The 24,998-nt window shown below is 34.7% G+C and carries 21 protein-coding genes and 4 tRNA genes; 4 read left to right on the top strand and 21 right to left on the bottom strand.

Translation table 11 applies throughout. The features are described from left to right. Window positions 1–43: 43 nt before the first annotated feature. A complete protein-coding gene (locus ACUN0F_RS05675; protein WP_000427913.1) occupies window positions 44–604 on the top strand; it encodes a DUF1836 domain-containing protein in 561 nt (186 codons plus the stop codon). A gap of 193 nt (window positions 605–797) precedes the next feature. On the opposite strand, the gene ACUN0F_RS05670 is transcribed toward ACUN0F_RS05675, so the two are convergent. From ACUN0F_RS05670 to ACUN0F_RS05660, 3 genes are all read right to left on the bottom strand, one after another. After that, a complete protein-coding gene (locus ACUN0F_RS05670) occupies window positions 798–2,036 on the bottom strand; it encodes a hypothetical protein (RefSeq protein ID WP_445539236.1) in 1,239 nt (412 codons plus the stop codon). A 244-nt stretch (window positions 2,037–2,280) separates the two neighbouring features. After that, window positions 2,281–3,726, bottom strand: a complete 1,446-nt coding sequence (gene dbpA, locus ACUN0F_RS05665; protein WP_000043658.1) for an ATP-dependent RNA helicase DbpA — start codon at window positions 3,724–3,726, stop codon at window positions 2,281–2,283. Between the two features lie 188 nt (window positions 3,727–3,914). After that, window positions 3,915–4,946 (bottom strand): acyltransferase, encoded by a 1,032-nt coding sequence (locus tag ACUN0F_RS05660; protein ID WP_000826292.1) that lies wholly within the window; start codon window positions 4,944–4,946, stop codon window positions 3,915–3,917. 241 nt (window positions 4,947–5,187) lie between these two features. On the opposite strand from ACUN0F_RS05660, the gene guaC reads away from it, so the two are divergent. Further along, window positions 5,188–6,171 carry a GMP reductase gene (gene guaC / locus ACUN0F_RS05655; protein WP_000432444.1) on the top strand — a complete coding sequence of 328 codons (984 nt, stop codon included), beginning with the start codon at window positions 5,188–5,190 and terminating at the stop codon, window positions 6,169–6,171. A gap of 137 nt (window positions 6,172–6,308) precedes the next feature. After that, a complete protein-coding gene (gene pepF, locus ACUN0F_RS05650) occupies window positions 6,309–8,126 on the top strand; it encodes an oligoendopeptidase F (protein WP_264461414.1) in 1,818 nt (605 codons plus the stop codon). A gap of 36 nt (window positions 8,127–8,162) precedes the next feature. Here the strand turns inward: pepF and ACUN0F_RS05645 are convergent, their stop codons facing one another. Next, entirely contained in the window at window positions 8,163–9,041 is an 879-nt protein-coding gene (locus ACUN0F_RS05645; protein ID WP_000713629.1) for a radical SAM/SPASM domain-containing protein, read from the bottom strand. Between the two features lie 278 nt (window positions 9,042–9,319). Between ACUN0F_RS05645 and ACUN0F_RS05640 the strand changes: the two genes are divergently transcribed. Continuing rightward, entirely contained in the window at window positions 9,320–9,880 is a 561-nt protein-coding gene (locus ACUN0F_RS05640) for a hypothetical protein (protein WP_264461415.1), read from the top strand. 360 nt (window positions 9,881–10,240) lie between these two features. Here the strand turns inward: ACUN0F_RS05640 and ACUN0F_RS05635 are convergent, their stop codons facing one another. The 17 genes from ACUN0F_RS05635 to ACUN0F_RS05555 all read right to left on the bottom strand — a co-directional run bounded on the left by ACUN0F_RS05635 (window position 10,241) and on the right by ACUN0F_RS05555 (window position 24,978). After that, window positions 10,241–10,510, bottom strand: coding sequence for a hypothetical protein (locus tag ACUN0F_RS05635; RefSeq protein ID WP_000264291.1), 270 nt, complete (start codon window positions 10,508–10,510; stop codon window positions 10,241–10,243). Window positions 10,511–11,250: 740 nt separating this feature from the next. After that, entirely contained in the window at window positions 11,251–11,730 is a 480-nt protein-coding gene (rlmH, locus tag ACUN0F_RS05630; RefSeq protein ID WP_001027003.1) for a 23S rRNA (pseudouridine(1915)-N(3))-methyltransferase RlmH, read from the bottom strand. 59 nt (window positions 11,731–11,789) lie between these two features. After that, window positions 11,790–11,975: a CxxH/CxxC protein gene (locus ACUN0F_RS05625; RefSeq protein ID WP_001052827.1), complete on the bottom strand. Its 186-nt coding sequence runs from the start codon at window positions 11,973–11,975 to the stop codon at window positions 11,790–11,792. A gap of 53 nt (window positions 11,976–12,028) precedes the next feature. Next, window positions 12,029–13,204, bottom strand: coding sequence for a S1C family serine protease (locus ACUN0F_RS05620; protein ID WP_445539235.1), 1,176 nt, complete (start codon window positions 13,202–13,204; stop codon window positions 12,029–12,031). 63 nt (window positions 13,205–13,267) lie between these two features. Next, window positions 13,268–14,062: an MBL fold metallo-hydrolase gene (locus ACUN0F_RS05615; RefSeq protein WP_000522836.1), complete on the bottom strand. Its 795-nt coding sequence runs from the start codon at window positions 14,060–14,062 to the stop codon at window positions 13,268–13,270. After that, complete coding sequence (locus ACUN0F_RS05610; RefSeq protein ID WP_000383735.1) at window positions 14,046–14,888, bottom strand: two-component system regulatory protein YycI; 843 nt, start codon at window positions 14,886–14,888, stop codon at window positions 14,046–14,048. Before ACUN0F_RS05610 ends, ACUN0F_RS05615 begins: the two co-directional genes overlap by 17 nt. Next, the gene (locus tag ACUN0F_RS05605) at window positions 14,869–16,185 is read right to left on the bottom strand and encodes a YycH family regulatory protein (protein WP_000061591.1); all 1,317 of its coding nucleotides are present in this window, start codon (window positions 16,183–16,185) and stop codon (window positions 14,869–14,871) included. The genes ACUN0F_RS05610 and ACUN0F_RS05605 overlap by 20 nt, the downstream gene beginning before the upstream one ends. Beyond that, complete coding sequence (gene walK / locus ACUN0F_RS05600) at window positions 16,182–18,023, bottom strand: cell wall metabolism sensor histidine kinase WalK (RefSeq protein WP_000755378.1); 1,842 nt, start codon at window positions 18,021–18,023, stop codon at window positions 16,182–16,184. The genes ACUN0F_RS05605 and walK overlap by 4 nt, the downstream gene beginning before the upstream one ends. 3 nt (window positions 18,024–18,026) lie before the next feature. Continuing rightward, the gene (gene walR, locus ACUN0F_RS05595; protein ID WP_000971866.1) at window positions 18,027–18,734 is read right to left on the bottom strand and encodes a cell wall metabolism DNA-binding response regulator WalR; all 708 of its coding nucleotides are present in this window, start codon (window positions 18,732–18,734) and stop codon (window positions 18,027–18,029) included. Window positions 18,735–19,165: 431 nt separating this feature from the next. Then, a tRNA-Phe gene (locus ACUN0F_RS05590) sits at window positions 19,166–19,238 on the bottom strand. 41 nt (window positions 19,239–19,279) lie between these two features. After that, window positions 19,280–19,355 (bottom strand) — tRNA-Asp (locus tag ACUN0F_RS05585). Window positions 19,356–19,377: 22 nt separating this feature from the next. Continuing rightward, window positions 19,378–19,449: transfer RNA gene (locus tag ACUN0F_RS05580), tRNA-Glu, on the bottom strand. Window positions 19,450–19,462: 13 nt separating this feature from the next. Beyond that, window positions 19,463–19,538, bottom strand: a tRNA-Lys gene (locus ACUN0F_RS05575). A gap of 141 nt (window positions 19,539–19,679) precedes the next feature. After that, window positions 19,680–20,969, bottom strand: coding sequence for an adenylosuccinate synthase (locus ACUN0F_RS05570; protein WP_000100233.1), 1,290 nt, complete (start codon window positions 20,967–20,969; stop codon window positions 19,680–19,682). A gap of 215 nt (window positions 20,970–21,184) precedes the next feature. Next, a complete protein-coding gene (dnaB, locus tag ACUN0F_RS05565; RefSeq protein ID WP_001286239.1) occupies window positions 21,185–22,534 on the bottom strand; it encodes a replicative DNA helicase in 1,350 nt (449 codons plus the stop codon). Between the two features lie 27 nt (window positions 22,535–22,561). Continuing rightward, window positions 22,562–23,008: a 50S ribosomal protein L9 gene (gene rplI, locus ACUN0F_RS05560; protein WP_000864225.1), complete on the bottom strand. Its 447-nt coding sequence runs from the start codon at window positions 23,006–23,008 to the stop codon at window positions 22,562–22,564. Continuing rightward, window positions 23,005–24,978, bottom strand: coding sequence for a DHH family phosphoesterase (locus tag ACUN0F_RS05555; protein WP_001113903.1), 1,974 nt, complete (start codon window positions 24,976–24,978; stop codon window positions 23,005–23,007). Before ACUN0F_RS05555 ends, rplI begins: the two co-directional genes overlap by 4 nt. Between the last annotated feature and the right edge of the window lie 20 nt (window positions 24,979–24,998).

Genomic DNA, 24,998 nt, shown 5'->3' with positions numbered 1-24,998 from the left:
TAAACATTATGATCCACTAAGTTATAAAAGTGAGGGGTTCTACGTGGAAAATATAAATAAACTGCTTGAAACATTACATTTAGAAAAAAACATTACGCTTGAGGATATTCCAAATGTCGATTTGTATGTAGACCAGGTTGTCCAATTATTTGAAAATACTTATTCGGATACAACAAGAACCGATGATGAAAAAGTATTAACAAAAACAATGATTAACAATTACGCAAAAGGGAAACTATTTATTCCAATCAAAAATAAAAAATACTCAAAAGAGCATATGATTTTAATCAGCTTAATTTATCAATTAAAAGGAGCCCTTTCCATTAATGACATAAAAAGCTCCTTAGAAAATATAAATGAATCCTTATTAAACGATGATTCATTCGAATTAAATACATTATATAAAGATTATCTTTCTCTTACCGAAAAAAATGTCGAAAGCTTTACACAAGACGTAAATAATCTTGTTTCAGAAGTAAGTGAAATTTCTTCCTTAAAAGATCCGAATCTAGAGAAATTTTTATTACTAACATCATTTGTGTCGATGAGTAATATGTATAGGCGCTTAGCTGAGAAGTTAATTGACGATTTAAAAGAGTCCTAATAACTATAAAACGCTACCTACTTTTAGGTAGCGTTTTATTAACTACAACCATTCGAATAATTGTAGTATTTCAAAAATTATGCTTTCTAAGTATCTTCTCATCTTTGTTTTTTCTATTGGAATCTTACTCTTTCAATAAAAAAAGTACATTCTGCATATTAGCAAAATGTACCTCCCCTTAAAATTATAATTTTTATTGTTTCTTTATTAGCAATTCAAAGCGATCACAATACTCTTTTACTAATAATTTACACATAGCATAGAAAATAAAAACATTAATAGTAACGATAAACATTCCCATATTCGTATTAAAGCCCGCATACAGAACCATTACTATATTTAAAAAGATTGTTAACGTTAATCCTAAAGCTATTCCTGTCCACTTCATTTCATATAGCAGTAAAAAGAGTACAAATACTAACGCTGGGAAAGCATATCGCTCATGTATTTGCGTAGGTAACATAAAGAACGCAAAACTTATAAAAGTCGCGGCTTTCAGTAGAACTGCCGTATTCATATGACGATGGAAAAAGACGTATAAGCAAGTTAATGCCGCTGCAATAGACAAGAGTATTAACCCAACTGTTTTCAATGTAATATGTGGTAAAACTTGAATCGTATCCACCATATTAGGATCCGTACCAATCGCGTAATACCAAATATTCATAGCAAATACAGTCACCGTTGGGAACGTACCCACCGCATTTAAATATGCTTGTGTTAACATAGTAATAAATGTTCCATGAGCTGCGAAATAAAGACCGAATATTAATAACGGGATACCGAACCCTATTATAAATTTAATTAATTGCTTTCCTTCCCTTTTTTCAAAAATGACTTTTAGGAAATACATAGCAAACACAGGCGCAATTACGATTGATTGAAATTTAGCTAGTAACGCTATAGCGTAAATAGCACCAGACCAAGTTGGCTTAGACATTAGTAGTAAAATAGAACTAACCATCAATATACTATGTAGCATATCTACTTGACCCCAAATAGTTCCATCCACTATAACGGCTGGACTAAATGCAAAAAATGTTACTAATGCTGCTCTCATAATCGAATTGTCTATCCTTTTAGAAACTATAGCAAAAATAATTATAGCTACTACTTCAAATACAATAGATGGGACTCGAATTAAAACACCAGCAGCATCCACGTATATATTAAAAAATGACAATATCACTCCATAAATACCTAAAAGAGCTAAGAAAAATGGCGGATAGTTTACTAAATCCCCATGTGCATACACATCACCTATTCCATATTTACCTACCGTGTCCATCCAATCCACAAAAAACAGTTGATCTCGTTCATATCCTTCTAAATGAAATGCTAAATATATACGTAATAAAAGAGATGCAACTACTACTACAATCAAATAAAAATGAAGCCACTTTAAACTCCACCTATCTCGAGTAAAATTCATTAAACAAAACACCGTCCTTACTTTTTATAACCTACAACAATTAAATTAAAATTGATTTACTTATATAAAAATATATCCCTAAATGAATTAACAATTTCCCCATTCAATGGTAGAAAAAACCAAATAAATATACTAACATACAAAAAAACAATCGTCAATCACGTATTAGTTAAAGTCCATTCAAATTGTCCGCTCTATAAGTAAGCCTCAAAAAAATATCCACCTTTAAAGTGGATATTTTCATTTATTTAATTGCCTCATGAACTTTTAATTGTTTACCTTTTATCGTTGTATTTCTCATAACCTTTAAAACAAGTGGTCCTTTTCCGTTTAATATTTCAACATACGAAACATTATCTTGTATTGTAATAATACCTATATCATCAGCAGAAACACCTTGAATTTTAGCAATTGTACCAACGAAATCTACCGCCCTAATTTTCTTTTTCTTTCCGCCATTAAAGTACAATTTCATAATTCCCTTGTTTAGGTCTGCATTTTTGTCTTTCTTTATAATCGGTTTAGCATATATCTTTTCTTCAAATACTGCTTTCCCTTTTATAACTTCTTCTTTTGAAGGTGTCAGCTCCTTTGGAATTTCAAATCCGATATATTCCTCAATCTCTTCTAAAAATCTATTTTCATAAGGCGTTATAAATGTAATAGCTTTTCCATTATTACCAGCTCTTCCTGTTCTTCCAGTACGGTGTACATAGCTTTCTTTTTCTAATGGAATATCGTAATTAATAACATGTGTAATATTATCAATATCAATTCCTCTCGCAGCTACATCAGTTGCTACTAAATAACGGAACTTTCCTTTTCTAAAATCATCCATTACTTCAAAACGATCTTCCTGTACCATACCACCGTGTATTTTGTCACAAGGATAATTAACCCGTTTTAGCTGTCTATATACATGGTCTACATTTTCTTGTGTACGACAAAAAATAATGCAACTGTCTGGATTTTCAATCATAGTTACATCCTTAAGAAGTGAGAGCTTCTCTTCTTCCCTTACTTCAAAAAGGGTGTGTTCAATTTTATCTGTTGTAATCCCAGCTGCTTTAATTTCAATATGAGTTGGTGCATTCATATATGTACGGGATAACTTTTCAACATCTTCCGGTAGGGTCGCTGAAAATAGCATTGTCATTCTTTTTGTAGGTAATTCATCAATAATTGCCTCTACTTGATCGATAAATCCCATATTTAACATTTCATCTGCTTCATCAATCACTAAATATTTCAATCGCTCTAAAGAAAGGGTCCCTTTTTCAATATGATCCAACACACGTCCTGGGGTCCCCACTACGATATGCGTCTTTTGCTTTAACTCTAATTTTTGACGTGCAAATGGAGATTTACCATAAATTGCAGCAGCTTTAATTCTTTTGAACCGCCCTATATTCGTAATATCTTCTTTCACTTGAACAGCAAGTTCCCTCGTTGGTGTTAAAACTAATGCTTGTGGTTTATTCTCTTCCCACTCTACCATTTCACAAAGTGGTATACCGAACGAAGCTGTTTTTCCACTTCCCGTTTGTGACTTTACAACAAGATCCTTCTTTTGCAATGCAACTGGAATAACCTCTCCTTGCACTTCTGTTGGATGCTCATATCCTAAACCAGTAAGTGCTCGTCTTACTTCTTTACTTAATGCATAATTACTAAAACTTTGTTTACTCATATATTAACCTCATTTGATTTTATATTTAACTTATTCTGTTCTTCATACCTCACTTTAGACTATAGTAAGATACTATATTAATCCACTGTTTTTAATTCGTTTATATCTAAATTTATTTAAGTATAATTTTAAAATAGTAAAGGGCAGCCTTTATAATAAGTCTGCCCTATCTATACTATATTCATTTTTTACGGAACTAATTTTTTCACAACTGGTATTCTTTGTAATATTAACGTAATTACCATACTAAGAACAATTGCAATCGTTACATTAATAGGTATTGCCAATATTGCATGTACACGTTCATTTACTTTAGGGAAAACCATGTACAACAAGTTATTTAATAAGAAGAAGTGAAGAATATAGATTCCAAGACTTGCTTGATTTATAAAACGGAATAACAATGGTAATTCTCTTTCTGATTTTTGGAAAGCATATTTGAAAAATACAAATAATCCAATCGCCATCAGTACAACGCCTGGCGCAAAATACCCGTACCAAAACTGATCTAACTGTCCATTTGCTTTTACTGTATAGTAATAAGTAATAAAGAATGTACTAATAAATCCTACAAATCCGCCAAAGTAAGAAATACTTCTCCATTTTTTTGAAATATCAAAATTAGATAAATAATAACCAAGTAGGAAATACCCTACATAATTTGTAACGTAAAATAATTCAATATTAAAGTTGATAGGATAATAATATTTCACTAAATTGACTACAATAGACGCATATAGCCATAAAATTAAAAAGTATTCTATCTCTCTTTTTTTAGCGTTCTTCACAAAGATTTTTAGTAAAGGTGTAATTAAATATATCCCTACAATCATGTATAAGAACCATAAATGTCCTCCAATAGTATCCGTTAAAAAATGCTTAACCCCTTGCTTTAAAGATGCCGGGAAATATCCTGCATATGCTCCATATGCATAAAATATAGCACTCCAAGCTATAAAGGGAATGATCACTTTACTTGCGCGCTTTTTTAAAAATTCCCCGACTGAAATATCTTTTGTCCCCTTTAACAATAAAGCACCACTAATCATTACAAAAATCGGAACACTCGCACGTGAAATCGATTCAAATAGATTCCCAGCCATCCAGCGTGAAACGTTATTTGTATCTAACACTGAAACATAACCAGCAGAAACGTGAATTGTAACTACTGCGATTGTTGCTAATACACGCAACCAGTCCATATACATTAATCGCTTCATTAAAATCTCTCCCAAATTTGTATATTTAATTTTTTCTTTGCTACACATAATTTTATATTAGAAAATTCTAAATTAAAACATTTTTTTGACAATACAAACCTATAATTAACTTAAATAGACTCAATTTTTTAATATAAACATGAAAACCTTTGACTTATGAGTGAAAATAATGTAAATTATCCTTTGGACGAACATTTTTGAACTAAATGAATAAAATATTCGTATTTTAGGGGTGTAAATGATGGAAAACGTATTCGACTATGAAGATATTCAATTAATTCCTGCAAAATGTATTGTGAACAGCCGCTCTGAATGTGATACAACTGTCACTTTAGGTAAACATAAATTTAAATTACCTGTCGTACCTGCAAATATGCAAACGATTATTGATGAAAGAATCGCAACTTATTTAGCTGAAAACAATTACTTCTATATCATGCATCGTTTCCAGCCAGAGAAACGTATCTCATTTATTAGAGATATGCAATCACGTGGATTAATCGCTTCTATTAGCGTTGGTGTAAAAGAGGACGAATATGAATTCGTACAACAATTAGCTGCTGAGCAACTTACACCTGAATACATCACGATTGATATTGCACACGGACATTCTAATGCTGTAATCAACATGATTCAACATATTAAAAAGCATTTACCAGAAAGCTTCGTTATCGCTGGAAACGTTGGAACTCCAGAAGCGGTAAGAGAATTAGAAAACGCTGGTGCTGACGCAACAAAAGTCGGTATTGGACCTGGTAAAGTTTGTATTACTAAAATTAAAACAGGCTTTGGAACTGGCGGTTGGCAACTAGCTGCACTTCGCTGGTGTGCAAAAGCTGCAAGTAAGCCAATTATCGCTGACGGTGGTATTCGTACACACGGCGACGTAGCTAAATCTATTCGATTTGGGGCGACTATGGTTATGATCGGTTCTCTATTCGCTGGTCATGAAGAGTCTCCAGGGGAAACAATCGAAAAAGACGGCAAACTTTATAAAGAGTACTTCGGTTCAGCTTCTGAATTCCAAAAAGGCGAGAAGAAAAATGTTGAAGGTAAGAAAATGTTCGTTGAGCATAAAGGTTCTTTAGAAGATACTTTAATCGAAATGGAACAAGATCTTCAATCTTCTATCTCTTACGCTGGTGGAACAAAATTAGATTCAATTCGTACTGTAGATTATGTAGTCGTGAAAAACTCTATTTTCAACGGGGATAAAGTATATTAATGTTTAAATTTAACTCGAAGGACAAGCATTTTTATGCTTGTCCTTCTTTTTCATATATAGAAATGTAAAATATTTTTATTTTACTGAATTTTCTAGTATCATGTTTTTAGATACTTATAATAAGGGGGATATAACAAATGAAAAATGTAATTGAGAAACGCCATATTCGCGCAGAAGTCCCTACTGAACTAACATGGGACCTCTCTGATTTATTCGAATCTGATAAAGATTGGGAAACTGCATTACGTGTACTAACAGACGATATAAAAAAACTTGATGCGTTTAAAGGACAATTACATACTAGCGCCACTACCTTATTACATTGCCTACTTTTAGAAGAAGAGCTTTTAATGAAGTTAACAAAACTATACTCCTATGCAAATTTAAAAGAATCAACTGATCGTACAAATCCAGTTATTCAAGCGAACTCTTCCAAAATTTCTGCTTTATGGACGAAAGTACATACTGCACTATCCTTTATCCATAATGAAATCCTCTCATTCGATGAAGGAACAATTGAAAAGTATTTACACGAAGAAACAAAACTCGAACCTTTCCGTAAATCATTACTAGACATCCTACAAAAAAGGCAGCACACGCTCTCTCCTGAAACAGAAGAAGCTCTTGCTGCACTTGGCGAAGTACATAGTTCTCCATACAAAATTTACGGTATGACTAAATTAGCCGATATGGATTTTACCTCCATACAAGACGAACAAGGAAACGAACTCCCTGTATCATTTGCATTATTTGAAAGCAAATATGAGTTCTCTCCAAGCGTAGACATACGTCGAAAAGCATACTCATCATTTGTTTCCACCTTGAAACGATATAAGAATACAGTAGCAACAACATATGCTACTGAAGTAAAAAAACAAGTAACACTCTCTCGTTTACGCAAATTTGAATCTGTTACTCATATGCTTTTAGAACCTCAAAAAGTTCCACTTGAAATGTATAACAATCAACTTGATATTATTTATAAAGAATTAGCGCCTCATATGCGCCGTTTTGCAGATTTAAAAAAGAAAGTATTAGGACTCGATCAAATGCTGTTCTGCGACTTACATGCACCTTTAGATCCCGAATTTAATCCAACCATCACATACAAGGAGGCTGGTAAATTAATTCAAGATTCTTTAAAGGTATTAGGCGATGAATATAGTTCCATTATCCAAAAAGGATTCAAAGAAAGATGGGTTGATCTTGCAGATAACGTAGGCAAATCAACCGGAGCATTTTGTTCAAGCCCATATGGTTCTCATCCATACATTTTAATTACGTGGCAAAACACGATGCGTGGATGCTTCACATTAGCCCATGAATTTGGGCATGCTGGTCATTTTTATTTAGCAAATAAAAACCAGCGTATTATGAATGTACGTCCATCTATGTACTTTGTTGAAGCACCATCTACAATGAATGAATTACTATTAGCCCAGCATTTATTAGCAACTACTGACGACAAGCGAATGCGCAGATGGGTGATTCTGCAACTACTTGGCACATATTATCATAACTTTGTTACTCACTTACTTGAGGGAGAATATCAAAGAAGAGTATATACCCTAGCAGACGAAGGAGAAGCACTTACAGCTACAACTTTAACTGAAATAAAAACAAATGTACTTTCGACATTCTGGGGAAATTCTGTAGAAATTGACGAAGGTGCTGGCTTAACTTGGATGCGTCAACCTCATTATTATATGGGCTTATATTCTTACACCTATTCCGCAGGCCTCACTGCATCTACTGCGGTAGCTCAAATGATTAAAGAGGAAGGACAACCTGCCGTTGATCGCTGGTTAGATGTACTTCGCGCTGGTGGTACGATGAAACCACTTGAATTAATGAACCATGCCGGAGTAGATATGTCAAAACCAGATGCAATCCGCAGGGCTATTTCTTACGTCGGTTCCTTAATTGATGAATTAGAACGCTCTTATCAAGAATAAAAACAAGCCCTCGCTTTATGAGGGCTTGTTTCATATTTATTTTCCAAATCTTTTACGGTATCCACATTTCCTGCATAGCTCTTCGACTGCAACTCTTTTCGAAAATCCATCGACAATGTTTGTTGCTCTTTCACCTTCTATAATGTTAGAAAATGAGTCATTATTAATATTCCCAAGGTTAATAATCCCCTCACCATCTAAACAACAAGGAATAACCGTTCCGTTCGCTAAAATACCCGCTTGATTTCGAAGACCATGACAGAATCCTTTTCCATCATCCTCTTCTTCATGTAATGCCGGCCACTGGAATTCATAGTCTTGATTAATAAAGACACGTTCCGCAATTTTTATACCTTTTCCTGGTGTAAGCTTCTCTTCGATTTGATAAGATAGACCAAACTCATTTTCAATGATGGATAATAAATCTCTATTTTTCTGGATTTCAGCATTTGTTTTATTATCCTGAGTTAAATTCCATAACCGTAGTGAAACAATTAAATCCGATTGACTTGTCGCCTCTCTAATGAAGGAAAGTATACTCCTTACATAACCTTCTTTATCTTGCGAACCTGGATGCCCATCAAAACTGTGCAGTGAAAAATTCATTTGTCTTAACGCAGGCTTATTTAACAGTCTATGCCTTCTCTTATTAATTAACGTTCCGTTCGTTGTAATATTAACTTTAAACCCTTTTTCATGGCTCAAATCTAATAGTTGATCTATTTTCGGATGGAGCAATGGTTCACCCTTCACGTGCAAATAAATGTAGTCTGTGTGAGGTTTAATTTGGTCTAATCTTTTAGCAAAATCCTCCACAGAAATGAATTGCTTCTGCCTTTCCGTCGGCGGACAAAAGCTGCACGCAAGATTACATACACTCGTAATCTCCAAGTAAAACTTTTTAAACTTCTTCACCTTTAATTCCTCACTTCTATGACTACTTATACTTTTTCCTCTTCATATTACAGCATACTTTTTTAGAAATAGAAACATACTTATTAAATATAAATTTAAACTGACCATTTTTCAGTTTTACTATACTTAAAAAGTAAGCAACCGCACACAAACAATCCATTTATATAATTAAATTAATTTTTATTTTTTTAATTGTGATTAAATATTGTATATTTTTACTTTTCTGTTAAAATAAGGTTAAGAGGGCTGAAAAATAAAAACGAAAGAGGTGTTTTTTAGTGTTTAAAAAAGTATTTTCATCTTTTATAGCAATCACTTTATTAATATCAACCGCATTTTCTCTCCAAGCATCCGCAGAAGAATCTATCAACAATGACAATAACCTTACATACGAACAGCAACAAGAAGTGGATAAATTAGCTATTGAAGTAGAAAAAGATCTTAGATTTTACTTTGAAGAGGTAGGGGAATTGACAGAGAGTGGCTATAAAATTACCAATCCAGCACTTTTACAAGAAAAAATCTCTGCCAATGATCAAACAGCAATTAATATCGCTGAAATAATTGGATATAGTGAATACAATAAGTACGATAAGGAAATCCAAAGGAGCGCTGCATCTTTTGGAAAATGTATAGCAAATAAATTTATTAATAGTTATGGTAATATCGCCAGACAATTTTTATCAGGAGCCATTTTTACTTACATTAAGAGTAAACAATATGATTTGGCTGCAAAATTAATCGCAAACACCTTAATTAGAGCAGGCTTCAAAGTTAATGCTGCTGGTATAGCAGTTGAAGCCGCTGCATATGGATGGCAATGTCGAAACGAATGGTAATTAATAACGCCCTCTAATATTATTTCTACTATTTTCTCAGAAATAAAAATTAAAATACTATTCTATTTTTAACATACTAACAAATACATCTGATGCAGAAAGTACCTTTTACTTATTAGGATTGTTCTAATAAGTGAAGGGTACTTTTTTAATACATTTACTTAAAATAACAAAATACACGTAGTTCATAATTAAAAATTTAAAGCAAAATTAAAAGGCACGATTCCAATACTACCGGATTCATGCCACAGAAGCTCCCTAACCTATAATTACATAGTTCATTTAACTTTTTAAGTTTACTTCAATGTAAAGAATTCCTTTATTATTTTATTTAAAAGATACCCTTATAAAAAGTGAGTACTACATTTTATTTTTAAAAATCTTATTAAGTTTTTTTTGATAATAAATTTGGTAATTCTTTTCACCAAATTTATCCGCTTTAAATTTACCTATAGTTTCCCTTACTTTTAAATCATGAGCTATAAGATATACTTTTTTTTCATCTCTATAGAACTCTTTAAACCACTCATATTTCTTTAACTCATTTATATTTTTAATTATTTCATCTTCGCTAGGTTTAAAAAAAGGGAGATATATTGAGAGATTCAGTATATCTAACAAAAACCACATATTAAATCAACTCCTTATATAGTCGAATTCCTATATGTTAAAATATTCTATAAAAAACAAAAAAAACCTGCTTGAATTTCTAATTTTTCATTCAATATTTTTAAGCATCTAATACGTCTTCAAAACATTGATTATTAATATATTTCCTTCCAATATACAAACTATTAAATTAAAACTAAAAAAGTTACAAAGGTAACCCTTATTCTTTAATTAACTATGTGCTTACTTATCATACGGTTCCCCCTGACATAGCTAAGTGCGGTTTAAGGGCAAGGAAAAATTAATCTCCAATCTAAATCCAGATTACTAAATATCCCTTCAGAATCATTTTAAGAAAGCCCTGCATTAAAATAGTCTTTAACCATTATCTCTGTTATGGTGTAATAAATACTGGCTAGAAATGGCTGTCTTCTCTTAATATATTCTATCCGATACCAATTTTCTTTATTTTTCCTAATTACCGATTCAATTTACTTTTTCCCAGATTTAAATAATTATTTTTATTAATAAACTATATTAATTTACTAAAAAAATATATCCTCTTGAACTGCAATTATATGTCCTTAAAAAATTCAACCTATAAACTTCTAATGTCTAACTACTAACATTACACAAGTATATTCATCACATAATTTACCACAATAAACAAAATAAAACAGCCTTACTTCAAATTAGTAAGACTGTTAATTCTTTTAATACTCATTATTTAATAATGAATGATTAGTTGACTACAGCCACACTTACTTATGATACGGTTCCCCACGATTAATACGAAACGCTCTATACACTTGTTCAAGTAACACTAATCGCATTAATTGATGTGGTAACGTCATCTTTGAAAAAGAAAGAGATTCATTTGAACGCTTCATTACTTCTGAACTTAGTCCAAGTGATCCACCAATCACGAAGGCAACTTTACTTTTTCCATATGTAGCGAGACGATCTAAGCTTACTGCAAATTCTTCTGATGATTTTTGCTTTCCTTCTATCGCTAACGCAATGACATGCGTATCATCAGAAATTTTATCTAGTATACGTATACCTTCTTTTTCTTTTACAATTAGCATTTCTGCTTCACTTAAATTTTCTGGTGCCTTTTCATCTGGCAATTCAATCACTTCTACTTTTGCGTATGCAGATAATCGTTTTAAGTATTCTGCTATACCTTGTTTTAAATATTTTTCTTTTAATTTCCCAATTGAAATAATCGAGATATTCACACTTATTCCCCACCTTACAAACATGTTATCCACACAACTTATCCACATATCCACAATTGTTACCCACATATTGTGTGAGAATCTGTGTTCGATACAACATATGTCGCCTCATTTTGACAAAATTCACATGTTTTTTTCTCTTTTTCCGAGTTATCCACATTGTTGATAACTGGTGCAACTTCACACTCATCCACAATAATATCTAAAGCTAATTCAACATGTTCTAAACAACAAGGTAAATTCATATTCTTCACCTCACTTTTCTACAATAGAAAACAGGAGGTAGGCCCTCCTGTTTTTAATACTTTTGAATGCCTAATTTAACCGTTGTTGTTGCTCGTTTTGTACCACGATAAAACGTAAGAGTCATTTTATCATTAATTTTTTTATCATATAAGGCCGTACGGAATCCGATAATATCGCGAACCGTTTTTCCATCTACTGCTACAATCACATCGTGTTCTCGTAAACCAGCATCTACACCTGGCGAAGGACTTTTCACATCTAAAATGCAAACTCCCTCTGTTACATTGCCTGGTAAATGCAATGTTTTTGACCAATGGTAATTTGGAATCTCATTTAACGATCTAAGTTCAATTCCAACATACGGTCTCCTTACTTTTCCGTACTTCTCTAATTCATTCATAATTGGAACAGCTCTAGTAACTGGAATAGCTAGTCCAATTCCTTCTACTTCTTTTGCTGCAATTTTCATTGAGTTAATGCCTATTAATTGACCTGCCGCGTTTACAAGCGCACCACCACTATTACCTGGATTAATCGCTGCGTCTGTTTGCAAAACTTCTACTTGCCAATCATAATGTCCATCTTGATCTAAATCTACAGGGACAATACGTTCATTAGCCGAAATAATGCCTTGTGTGACAGTTCCAGAAAATTGCAGCCCCAGTGGGTTTCCAATCGCAATGACCGGCTCCCCTCTACGAACAGTATTAGAATCGCCAATTTCAATTATTTTTTTCACATGCTTTGCATCTATTTCTAGTACAGCTAAATCTGTGACTACATCGGTTCCTAATACTTTCCCAGGAACCTTCTTACCGTCACTTAAACTTACTTCAATACGATTTGCTCCAGCAACAACATGATTATTCGTTACAATATAAGCTTGGCCATCTGTCTTTTTATAAATTACACCCGATCCTGTACCAGCTTCTGAATCTGCCTCTGAAAAATTATCTCTTTGAATATTAATAACGCCAACAACAGCTTCAGACGCACGATCAACAGCATCAACGAAGCTAATCTGTTTAATTCCTTGAGCTTCAGCCATATTACTTCCGCTTGCTTCAGCTTGCGGAAGCGCCCCCGCATCATTTGCAAATAAAGGAGCTCCAAATGCAAATAACGAAGCTCCTACAATTGTTCCTGCTATACTAGAAATAACAATACCTTTATGCTTCTTTTTTCTTGCACGTTTCATACGATAATTCTCTTCATCAATAAAGGACATATTTGTTCACCCATCTTCCTGAAAACAACTATATTCACCTTTATTATTTACTAAAATGAAGAATTATACGTATTGAATTTTTGTAGGCATTTTCGGATCTGTATCGTGAATTTCAAAGGCTTCTCCCACTCCAAATCCTTTTTCCTCTAGTACTTGTGATACTGACATACGTGCGAGCTCTTTCATGTTATTATCTAAACTTAAATGAGCTAAATAAATATGTTTTGTCTCATCTGTAATTACATCCGCCATCGCTAATGCAGCGTCCTCATTACAAACGTGACCCACATCACTTAAAATACGTCGCTTAATACTCCATGGATAACGTCCCATACGAAGCATTTCCACGTCATGATTACTTTCAAACACGAAAGCATTAGCACCCTTAATAACACCTTTCATACGGTCACTCACGTATCCCGTATCTGTAATAAGGGCTAACTTTCTATTATTGTTATGAAAAGCATAGAACATCGGCTCTGCCGCATCATGAGAAACCCCAAATGACTCGACCTCAATATCACCGAATGTTTTCACATCCCCAACTGAGAAAATAAACTTTTGCTCAGTTGGGATATTTCCTATTAAATGTTCCATTGCATTCCATGTTTTCTCATTTGCATAAACAGGTAAATCATATTTTCGTGCCAATACACCTAACCCTTTAATATGGTCACTATGTTCATGTGTTACAAGAATACCTGATACATCATTTATATTTAGTTCTGCCTGTTTAAATAAAGCCTCTGTTGCTTTACCACTTAAACCTGCATCGACGAGTAATTTTTTTTCATCTGTTCCTACATATAGCATATTCCCTGTACTTCCACTTGCAAGTACGCTAAAATGCAACCCCATTCTTTCTCACTCCAGTATGTTCATCAACCACTTGATTTTCCCTTTCCCCTAATTCCATAACTTGTCCTTCAATTGCATTTACAAAGAAGTCCTGCTTCTGCTCCGTTTTTAAATTCCATGTTGGAGCGAGTACTTGGTTATTAGAAGTAGATGCGGTAAGGGTGGCATAACCAATTTGTGCTTCTTTTACATGTGTATTCCCATGAACTTTATTTTTTAAATACAGATTTTCTAAAGCTGTTTGAGCAGTAATAATTTCTTGCTGTTTCGTTTTTTCACTTTCGCCCATTTCTTTTAAATCAGTTAGCATCGTCTGCGTGTACGACACAAGTTCATTTTTTTCATTTAATTCCACAACAATCATTGCCTGATCGTTATAGAAAATAGGCTTATCTTTATATTTTTGGAAGAAGTAAATTTTAGAGTCTTTCATCGCCCCAAACTCATACTTTTGTCCATCCAATACATAGTTCTTCAAAAAATCACTATACTTATCTTTGGATAATGATTTTGTATTTAAAAAGGGCTCTTTTAGCTTACTTTCTATCTTGTACATATTTTGTATATGCACCGTTTGACTCTTTAAAGACTGTACATCTTCTTCTTTAAATGCCTTGTTTTCTGCCCTAATAAATGACTCTTTTTTCGGTTCTTTAGGGAAATTACCCATAGTAATTTTGTTTGCTTTTAATTCTTGATCTATCTTTGTTTCTGCAATAAGCTCCAATTGATTACTATCTTGCTTTTGAATGAATTGAAAAATGAGAAAGAGGTCCAAAACAAAAAAGGTCACAATAAATATGGTTTTAATCCGATCCCAATCCATTTAGTCCTCCCTCACTCCACTCATATATTTTTTGTTTACCCGCTTCATCTTCAACAAACTTTACATACCAAATTGGCTGTAGTCGAGCTACTTGCCCATCTAGTGATAATTTGTATCCAATACCAATGTCTTTAATGAATCGTTTATCTACCGCGGCATTATTTTCTAAGGATGCTATTACAACGTGACCTGATGGAAGAGTAACCTTCTGCTCTATACCTTTCGTATTTAAAGACAACAACGGTCTTTCATATTCCATTACTTCTTCTGATCCCCATACTTGTCTTAATTCAGCTAATCCATCTGTATTGAATACGGAATATCCATCTTCATGTAAACGGAATACCGTCTGTCCTTTATTCATATAGTCCAAACGATATGAATCTAAACTCCCACTGTGACCATTTACAAAATCAAAGCTTTTTTGTAAAAGCATTAAATTGTCTGTCGTTTTCTCACTTGAAACAGAAGAATTTTTATACTTTAGCATATGACGATCGTTTTCAATCTCCATGGACCTAATACCATCTGTAAATGTTTCTTTCGATTTTTCGGTAATAGGGCTTAAATAACGTGGGTCACTAAAAAGAGCATTCTTAAATGTGTCGACCGCTAAATTGGATGAAATATATGTTATATTACTTAATTCTGTCGTTCCATCTGGTAAAAATAGCTTTTTCATATCATTAATTTGATAGTCAAAATAAGGTTTTGCCGATACTATAAATTGATTTTGTGCATTTACAATATCTTTTAAATACACACCACTTAATTTTGCTTCATATATTCTAGAGTTATCGCCATCAGAAACAAAATTAATTTTAATTTCTTGATCCCTACTTCTAGAAGGGTCAAGAATAATTCGATTAAAATGTTTAGGCTTATCTATACTTTTTTCTTTCATATTAAACATAGATTTAACTGCATCAAATGGGATGTTGGTAGGAAAAACAAGTTCCATTTTCCCTTCACCATGCACATAAGAAAGGAAATCAGCCTTAGCAATCGATATCTCTTTGAAATCATGTAATTCCCCTGCTTCCAAAGGTTTATAGATTGATTCTATATCTCCCTCTCTTTTGCTCCCGTAATGATTTTTATCTTTATGCACGATGATAGAAGTAGGGCGGACAACATCAGCGATTTTAGTTTGAGTAGTTCCTTCATTCCCCTGCACAAATTTTGCGTTTTGCATAGACGTGGAATCTGGCACATACGTCCATAAGTTAAAAGTAAGAAATAGGCTAATTACAACTAAATTAATTAAAACTATCGTTTTAACATTTTCCATACTCATTCCCAATCGTCCTCTTCATCTGCTGCCATTGGCAATGTGAAGTAAATAGTTGTCCCTTTTCCTTCCTCACTCTTCGCCCAAATCGAGCCACCATGTGCCTCAATCATTTCTTTCGCAATTGCTAATCCAAGTCCTGTACCACCCATTTGTCTTGAACGTGCTTTATCTACGCGATAAAAACGTTCAAAGATTTTATCGACGTTTTCTTTTGGAATACCCATTCCTTGGTCACTTACACTAATCTCTAATAATTCCCCGCGATCACGTAAGCGATATGTTACTGTTCCACCTTCTGGTGAATACTTTAATGCATTCGAAATAATGTTATACAAAACTTGCGTAATTTTATCCGTATCCATATCAATAAATCGGGATTTCTTAGAGAAAGATCGTTTGAAACTTACGTTTTGCTCTTTAGACATTTCAAAACGATCAATAATGTTATTAAAGAAGTCAGTAAAGTCGACCCATTCTTTCATTAAACGATGTTCTGTACTATCAAGTTTAGAAAGTTGCAATAACGCATTTACAAGTCTAATCATTCTTTCTGTTTCTTCTTGTGTAACTGTTAAAAATTGCGGTGCAATATTCGGATCTTGCCACGCGCCGTCCGTAAGCGCCTCTAAGTAACTGCGCATCGTTGTTAATGGCGTTCTTAATTCATGGGAAACGTTTGCCACAAACTCACGGCGTTCCCTTTCTATACGCTCCTGCTCAGTTACATCATATAATACGGCAATTAAACCATTTGCTTTCCCTGTCTCTTTTTGAATAACAGAGAAACTAGCACGTAAAATATATGGCTCATTTCTCGTACTAAAATCTAATAAAACGGAATCAGGCTCTTCGTATAAATGATCGAGCGTAAATTCTTCTTGTATCCCTAATACTTCTAAAACAGATTGATCGAGCGCCGTTTCACGCGAAACATTTAGCATCTTTTCCGCAGGATCATTTAATAAAATAATGTCCCCTTTTCGGTCAGTAGCAATTACTCCATCTGTCATATGTGATAAAACAGATGATAATTTACGTCTTTCACTTTCCGTTGAAGAACGAGCTTGTTGTAATTTTTTTGATAAATTATTAAAAGATAATGCTAATTGTCCTATTTCATCATGACTATGCACTTTTACTTTTCTTGAATAGTTTCCTTTTGCCATTTCAATCGCTTGTCTTCGCATATCTGAGATTGGTCTCGTAATCGTTTGAGCTAACAAAATTCCAAGTACAGCTGTTACGAGTAATGCAATAACGGTTCCAGTCGCAAAAATTTGATTAATATCCTTCATCTGTTTATAAACATCTTCCATAGATGCAACAATGTAAATAACACCAAGTGCATCCTTGCCGTTATCATCTAGAATAGGGGTAAGCATAACTTGTACACGATGGCCTGTACGACCATCTTTCTCAATTTTCACTTCTGGCTTTTTTTGTACCAATACCCGCTGAACAGCTATATCAGTTGATGTTCTATTTACCTTATTTTGCTTTGACTCATCTGAAATAGCGAGTAACTTTCTATGCGAATCAAATACACTTACCTCTTGGATATCTTTCTTTCGATCAGAGGCAAATTTTCTAATTGAAGTTTTAATCGTTTCATCTGTTGATTCTGTTTCTGCTTTTGTATAACTTTTTTTAAACTCTTGTTTCAGGTTATATGATAATAAGTTCGTTTGCTGCGTTAAAGAATCTCTAAAGCCTTGTACAAGACTCTTTTCTAACTCTCTTACAAAATATACCCCAATAACCTGCATAGCTATCAATATTAATAGCATATATATGAGTACAAATTTTAAATGAATAGATTGAAAAAAACCAACTTTCTTCATATACTATTCCTGCTCTGGGTCACGCAAGTAATACCCTACTCCACGTCTAGTTACAATTAAAGTAGGATGACTTGGATTATCTTCAATTTTTTCACGTAAACGACGCACTGTTACATCCACTGTACGTACATCTCCAAAATAGTCATAACCCCAAACTGTTTGCAATAAATGTTCACGAGTCATAACTTGTCCTAAATGTTTGGCTAAATAATGTAGTAGCTCAAATTCACGATGTGTAAGTTCAATATTTTCCTCACGTTTCGTTACACTATACGCATTTGAATTGATAACGATTGGTCCAATAACCATTTCCGTATTTTCTTCTTTTTCTGCAGCACCACCTTGTTGATGGCGACGTAAATTCGCCTTCACACGAGCAAGTAATTCCCTCGTACTAAATGGCTTCGTTACATAATCATCTGCTCCAAGCTCAAGCCCTAATACTTTATCAATTTCAGAGTCCTTTGCTGTAAGCATAATAATCGGCATTTCTGAGCTTTTACGTATTTCACGGCAAACCTCTAAGCCATCCTTACCTGGTAGCATAATATCTAATAAAACCATATCTGGCTGCTCTTCATTCGCTTTTTCAATCGCTTCATCACCATCATGCGCCATTACAATTTCAAAACCTTCTTTTTCTAGGTTGAACTTCAAAATATCCGCAATCGGCTTTTCATCATCAACTACTAAAATTTTCTTTCCCATCATCGTCTATTTCCTCCTTATAAAGTGAAACTTTAATCGGTGGGGTTCTTCATCCCATACCGATTATTAGCCCTCACCAATCGGGCATTTACGGGCCGTTGATCCCACACCTAACTTCTTTACCTTCGCTGAATTTTTGGGTGGGGTCTTACCGCCCGGCAAATAGCGGGTAAAAATATGGTCAATATCCCTAAACACATTGATGTCTACATAGTATGTCCCTATATGACCGCATCTTTTGCTTAAGTACTTTCTCCTCTATTCTCACAGACTCATGTATGATCCACTTTTACACGGAATCCTATACGATCTATAGAAAAACCTCTAGCTTCAACTGCTAGAGGCTTCTCATTCTATTTTAAAATAACTACTCACTTTTGTAAAATTACACAAATAAAAAGGATATTAAGTGGGCCCACTTAATATCCTGAGAGTGGCTCGGGACGGAATCGAACCGCCGACACGAGGATTTTCAGTCCTCTGCTCTACCGACTGAGCTACCGAGCCAAAACTATATATAAAACCACTAATGGTGGTATAAACAAAAGTGGCGGTCCCGACCGGGGTCGAACCGGCGATCTCCTGCGTGACAGGCAGGCATGTTAACCACTACACCACGGGACCAAAAATGAACATAAAAAAAACATGACCCGTACGGGATTCGAACCCGTGTTACCGCCGTGAAAGGGCGGTGTCTTAACCACTTGACCAACGGGCCACGAAAAATAAAATGGTGAGCCATGAAGGATTCGAACCTTCGACCCTCTGATTAAAAGTCAGATGCTCTACCAACTGAGCTAATGGCTCATACTCACCAACGTCATATTTTCGTGACGACAAGATGTATCATAACATGTTTTCTTTATTTTTTGCAATACCTTTTTTTATTTTTTTATAAAAGATAAGAAAAAACTCATGCGGACATGAGTTTTTTCTCAAAAATATCAATTAAGCTTCGTATACGTTACGAACAATATTTGTTTGGTTACGATCTGGTCCAACTGAGAACATAGATAATTGAATTCCTGTTAACTCAGAAACACGTTCTACGTATTTTCGTGCATTTTCAGGAAGCTCGTCTAATGATTTTACACCAGTAATATCTTCTGTCCAACCTGGAAGCTCTTCGTATACAGGCTCACATTTCGCTAAAATGTTTAAGTTTGCTGGAACTTCATCGATCACTTCGCCATTGTATTTGTAAGCAACGCAAATTTTAAGAGTCGGAATACCTGTTAGAACGTCGATAGAATTTAATGATAAATCTGTTAAACCACTAACACGACGTGCATGTCTTACAACAACGCTATCGAACCAACCTACGCGGCGTGGACGACCAGTTGTCGTTCCATACTCACGACCAACTTCACGAATTTGATGACCAATTTCATCATTAAGCTCAGTAGGGAATGGACCATCACCTACGCGGCTTGTATATGCTTTACATACACCTACAACGCGAGTAACTTTTGCAGGACCAACTCCAGTTCCAACTGTTACACCACCAGCAATCGGGTTAGAAGATGTAACGAACGGGTACGTACCGTGGTCGATATCAAGCATAACACCTTGTGCACCTTCAAATAATACACGGTGATTGTTATCTAGTGCATCATTTAATACAACAGATGTGTCGCATACATATTGTGCAATTTGTTGTCCATATTCAAAGTACTCTTCAAAGATTTCTTCTACGCTGAAACCTTCTGTATCGTACATTTTTTCAAATAAACGATTTTTCTCTACTAAATTGCGCTCAAGCTTCTCTTTAAATGCTTCACGGTCTAAAAGATCAGCCATACGAATACCGATACGAGCAGCTTTATCCATATATGCAGGACCGATACCTTTTTTCGTTGTACCGATTTTGTTATCACCTTTACTCGCTTCTTCTAACTCATCTTGTTTTAAGTGATAAGGTAAAATAACGTGCGCACGGTTACTTACACGTAAATTATCAGTACTTACACCACGATCATGTAAGTATTTTAACTCTTCAAGTAATGCTTTCGGATCTACTACTAAACCATTCCCGATTACACAAATTTTCTCTTTATAGAAAATACCAGATGGAATTAAGTGTAATTTATATTTAACTCCGCCGAAAACAATTGTATGTCCCGCGTTATTTCCACCTTGATATCTTGCAACTACTTCCGCATGCTCAGAAAGAAAATCAGTGATTTTACCTTTTCCTTCGTCGCCCCATTGTGTTCCTACAACTACTACTGAAGACATTATTAAAGCACCTCCGCGATTTTCAAACGATCTATTCAAACAATATAATTGTACCAAAACCGAAAAAGAAGTCAACCAAAAAGCGAACATTTTTTTAATAAAATTCATTTTCGTTCGTAAGAATTATATTTTCACATTATGAAAGCCTTGTCTTTTCTATATAAAAAAAGAAACACATCTTATTATAAGAAATGTGTTTCTTTTTTATACTGCCTTTATGCCCCATCTTCAAAGCGTCGTTCTAAGTTGACGAATTTATTAAATTCCTTAACAAACGCAAGCTCTACTGAACCTACGGGACCGTTACGCTGCTTTGCAATAATAATTTCAATCGTATTTTTATTTTCCGTTTCTCGGTCATAGTAATCTTCACGATATAAGAAGGCTACAATATCAGCATCCTGCTCGATACTTCCCGATTCACGAATATCAGACATCATCGGACGTTTATCTTGACGAGATTCTACACCACGAGATAGCTGTGACAAGGCAATAACAGGCACTTGCAATTCACGCGCAATCCCTTTTAATGTACGAGAGATCTCAGATACTTCCTGCTGACGGTTTTCTCCTGATTTCCCGCTTCCTTGAATAAGCTGTAAATAGTCAATCAAAACCATCCCAAGACCTTGTTCTTGTTTTAATCTACGACATTTCGCTCGAATCTCATTTACTTTAATCCCTGGTGTATCATCAATATAGATACCAGCATTAGATAGGCTCCCCATCGCCATCGTTAATTTCGCCCAATCATCAGAAGTTAATGAACCGGTACGAAGTCTTTGTGCATCAATATTTCCTTCTGCACAAAGCATACGCATAACAAGCTGATCAGAGCCCATCTCAAGGCTAAAAATTGCTACATTTTCATCCGTTTTCGTCGCTACGTTTTGTGCGATATTTAATGAAAATGCGGTTTTCCCTACTGATGGACGTGCCGCTACGATGATTAAATCATTTCGTTGGAAACCTGCGGTCATCTTATCTAATTCAGTAAATCCAGTTGGTATCCCAGTAACTTCACCTTTTTGATTATGCAAAAGTTCAATTTTATCGTAAGCATCTACAAGAACATCTTTAATGTTTTGGAATGCTTTTGCATTCGTTTGGTGAGATACTTCTAATATTTTTTTCTCAGCCTCATTTAAAAGGCCATCCACATCATCTTCTCTCTCATACCCATCAGACACGATATGAGTCGCCGTTCGAATCAAACGACGTAAGAGCGCCTTTTCAGCGATGATTCGTGCATAATATTCTACGTTAGCAGCAGTTGGAACGACTTCTGCTAGTTCTGCTAAGTAAGAAACCCCACCAACTTCTTCTAATAATCCTTGATCAGCCATTGCTGACGTCATTATTACTAAGTCAATCGGTTCTCCTTTATCAGATAACCCAAGCATGACTTCAAAAATCTTTTGATGTTTCGTTCGATAAAACGAGTCAGGTACCAATAATTCCGATGCTGCCGTTAATGCATCTTGATCAATTAATATGGCCCCTAAAACCGCCTGCTCAGCCTCTATATTATGCGGAGGGGTACGATCAGCCATTACATCACTCATACGCAATCCTCCTTGCTTAACTTATTTTTATTGTTCACTAACATGAACTTTTACTGTTGCTGTTACTTGCGGATGCAACTTCACAGTAACGTTTGTATAGCCTAATGCACGAATTGCATCATCCATTTCAAATTTACGCTTATCAAGTTTAATCTTGTGTGATTTTTGCATTGCATCTACGATTTGTTTACTTGTGATTGAACCAAATAGACGGCCACCTTCTCCAGATTTAGCCTTTACTTCCACAGTTAGTTTCTCTAACGTTTCTTTCAACTCTTTTGCATTTTCAACCTCTGCTGCTGCATCTTTTTCTTCTTTTCGCTTTTGAGCTTCTAAAGTTTTCATACTACTATTTGTCGCTTCAGCAGCTAATCCTTGTTTTAGTAAGAAGTTATTTGCATAGCCATCTGGTACGTTTTTTATTTCTCCTTTTTTCCCTTTACCTTTTACGTCTTTTAGAAAAATTACTTTCATGATTGTGTGCCTCCCTGTAAATAGTCATCAATAACAAATCGAAGCTTCTCCTCAGCTTCATCTACTGTAACATTTTTCATTTGTGTGGCTGCATTCGTTAAATGCCCACCACCGCCTAAATTTTCCATAATTAGCTGCACGTTCACTTCACCTAAAGACCTGCCGCTAATTCCAATGAAATTCTCGCCACGTTTTGCAATAACAAATGATGCAATAATTCCTGTCATTGTTAATAATGTGTCCGCCGATTGCGCAATAAGCACTTGATCGTAGTAATCATCACTATCCACTTTTGCAATCGCAATTCCATTTGTATAAATGTACGCATTTTTAATAGCTTTTGCAACCCGTAAGTACTGATCCATATCTTCTTTTAAAAGCTCTTGTACAAGTACAGTATCTGCACCATGTGAGCGTAAATAAGAAGCGGCATCAAACGTACGAGCACCTGTCCGGAATGTAAAGCTTTTCGTATCAACAATAATACCTGCTAGCAATGCCGTTGCTTCTAACATTGTCATTTTTAAATTTTTCGGTTGGTATTCAAGTAATTCTGTAACAAGTTCTGCCGTGGAAGAAGCATATGGCTCCATGTAAACAAGCAATGGATCTTCAATAAAATCTTCTCCTCGGCGATGATGGTCAATAACAACTACATTTTCAATTTTGTGTAACAGCTTTTCTTCCATCACCATTGAAGGTTTATGCGTATCAACAACAACAAGTAAAGAATCATCATTTGCAAATTCCATCGCTTGTACTGGTGTAATAAAGTGAGACCATAACTCTTCGTTTTGTTTCACTTTATCCATCAAACGCTTAATTCCCTTATCAGAATCATTTTCATCTAACACAATATATCCTTTGCGCTCATTTAATTGCGCTACCTTTAAAATACCAATCGCAGCACCAATTGCGTCCATATCAGGAGCCCTGTGCCCCATTATAATGACATTACTACTTTCTAATACTAAATCCTTTAATGCATGCGAAATAACTCTGGCACGTACACGAGTACGTTTTTCGACTGGATTCGTCTTACCACCATAAAACTTAACTTTACCTGTCGCTTGTTTAATAGCTACTTGATCTCCACCACGGCCAAGCGCAAGGTCTAAACCGGACTGAGCCATTGCCCCAAGCTCTGATAAAGGTAAATCACCTGATCCAACACCTACACTTAAGGTGAGTGGTATATTCCTTTTGGATGTTTCTTCACGCACCTGATCTAAAATGCTAAATTTCCCTTTCTCCATCTGTGCTAAAATACTCTCATTTAGTACAACGAAGAATCTTTCTGAAGATGCACGTTTTAAATATGCTCCATACTTAACGGCCCATTCATTTAGTCGTGATGTTACAAGACTTGTGATATTCGTACGTAATTGATCATCTAACCCCTGTGTAACTTCATCATAATTATCTAAATAAATGACAGCCAAAACAGTCCGTTGATCCTCGTACATCTTTTCAATCTCTGTTTGTTCCGTTACATCAAAGAAGTAAATTAATTTTTCTTCTTTCCTTACAAAAACGCGAAACTTTCGGTTATTTAAAGAAACTATATCGTCGGAAGTTTCTCCCTTAATAAAAAGAAGCAACGTTTCTGATACATCATAAAGGTGCCATCCAGCTAACGCATGCTGTCCTAGACATGAAGATAAATAAGGATTCGCCCAATCAATCCCATAATCCTTATTGTATAACAAAATACCAATCGGCATTTGGTTAAATGCTTCATTACTCACTTTCTTTACTCTTGTAATCATATCTGTCGTATGTTTTTCAAAATTCTTTTGAAAGGTGAGTTCAAATCGCACAACAACAAAAAGGACGATGCAAAAAATTAAAAAGGAGACCATCCCCATCATTAAATGAAAGTAACAAAGGATCGAAATGAGCACAAACACAAAAAATGCCAATACATAAACAGGATATAAAAACCACTGTTTCTTATAAAATTCAGGCATGTATACAACTCCTATAAAGT

It is taken from the genome of Bacillus sp. 1A, from assembly GCF_052682215.1.
Note: the sequence above shows the minus strand (reverse complement) of the source record. Positions and strands in the feature narration are given on the sequence as shown.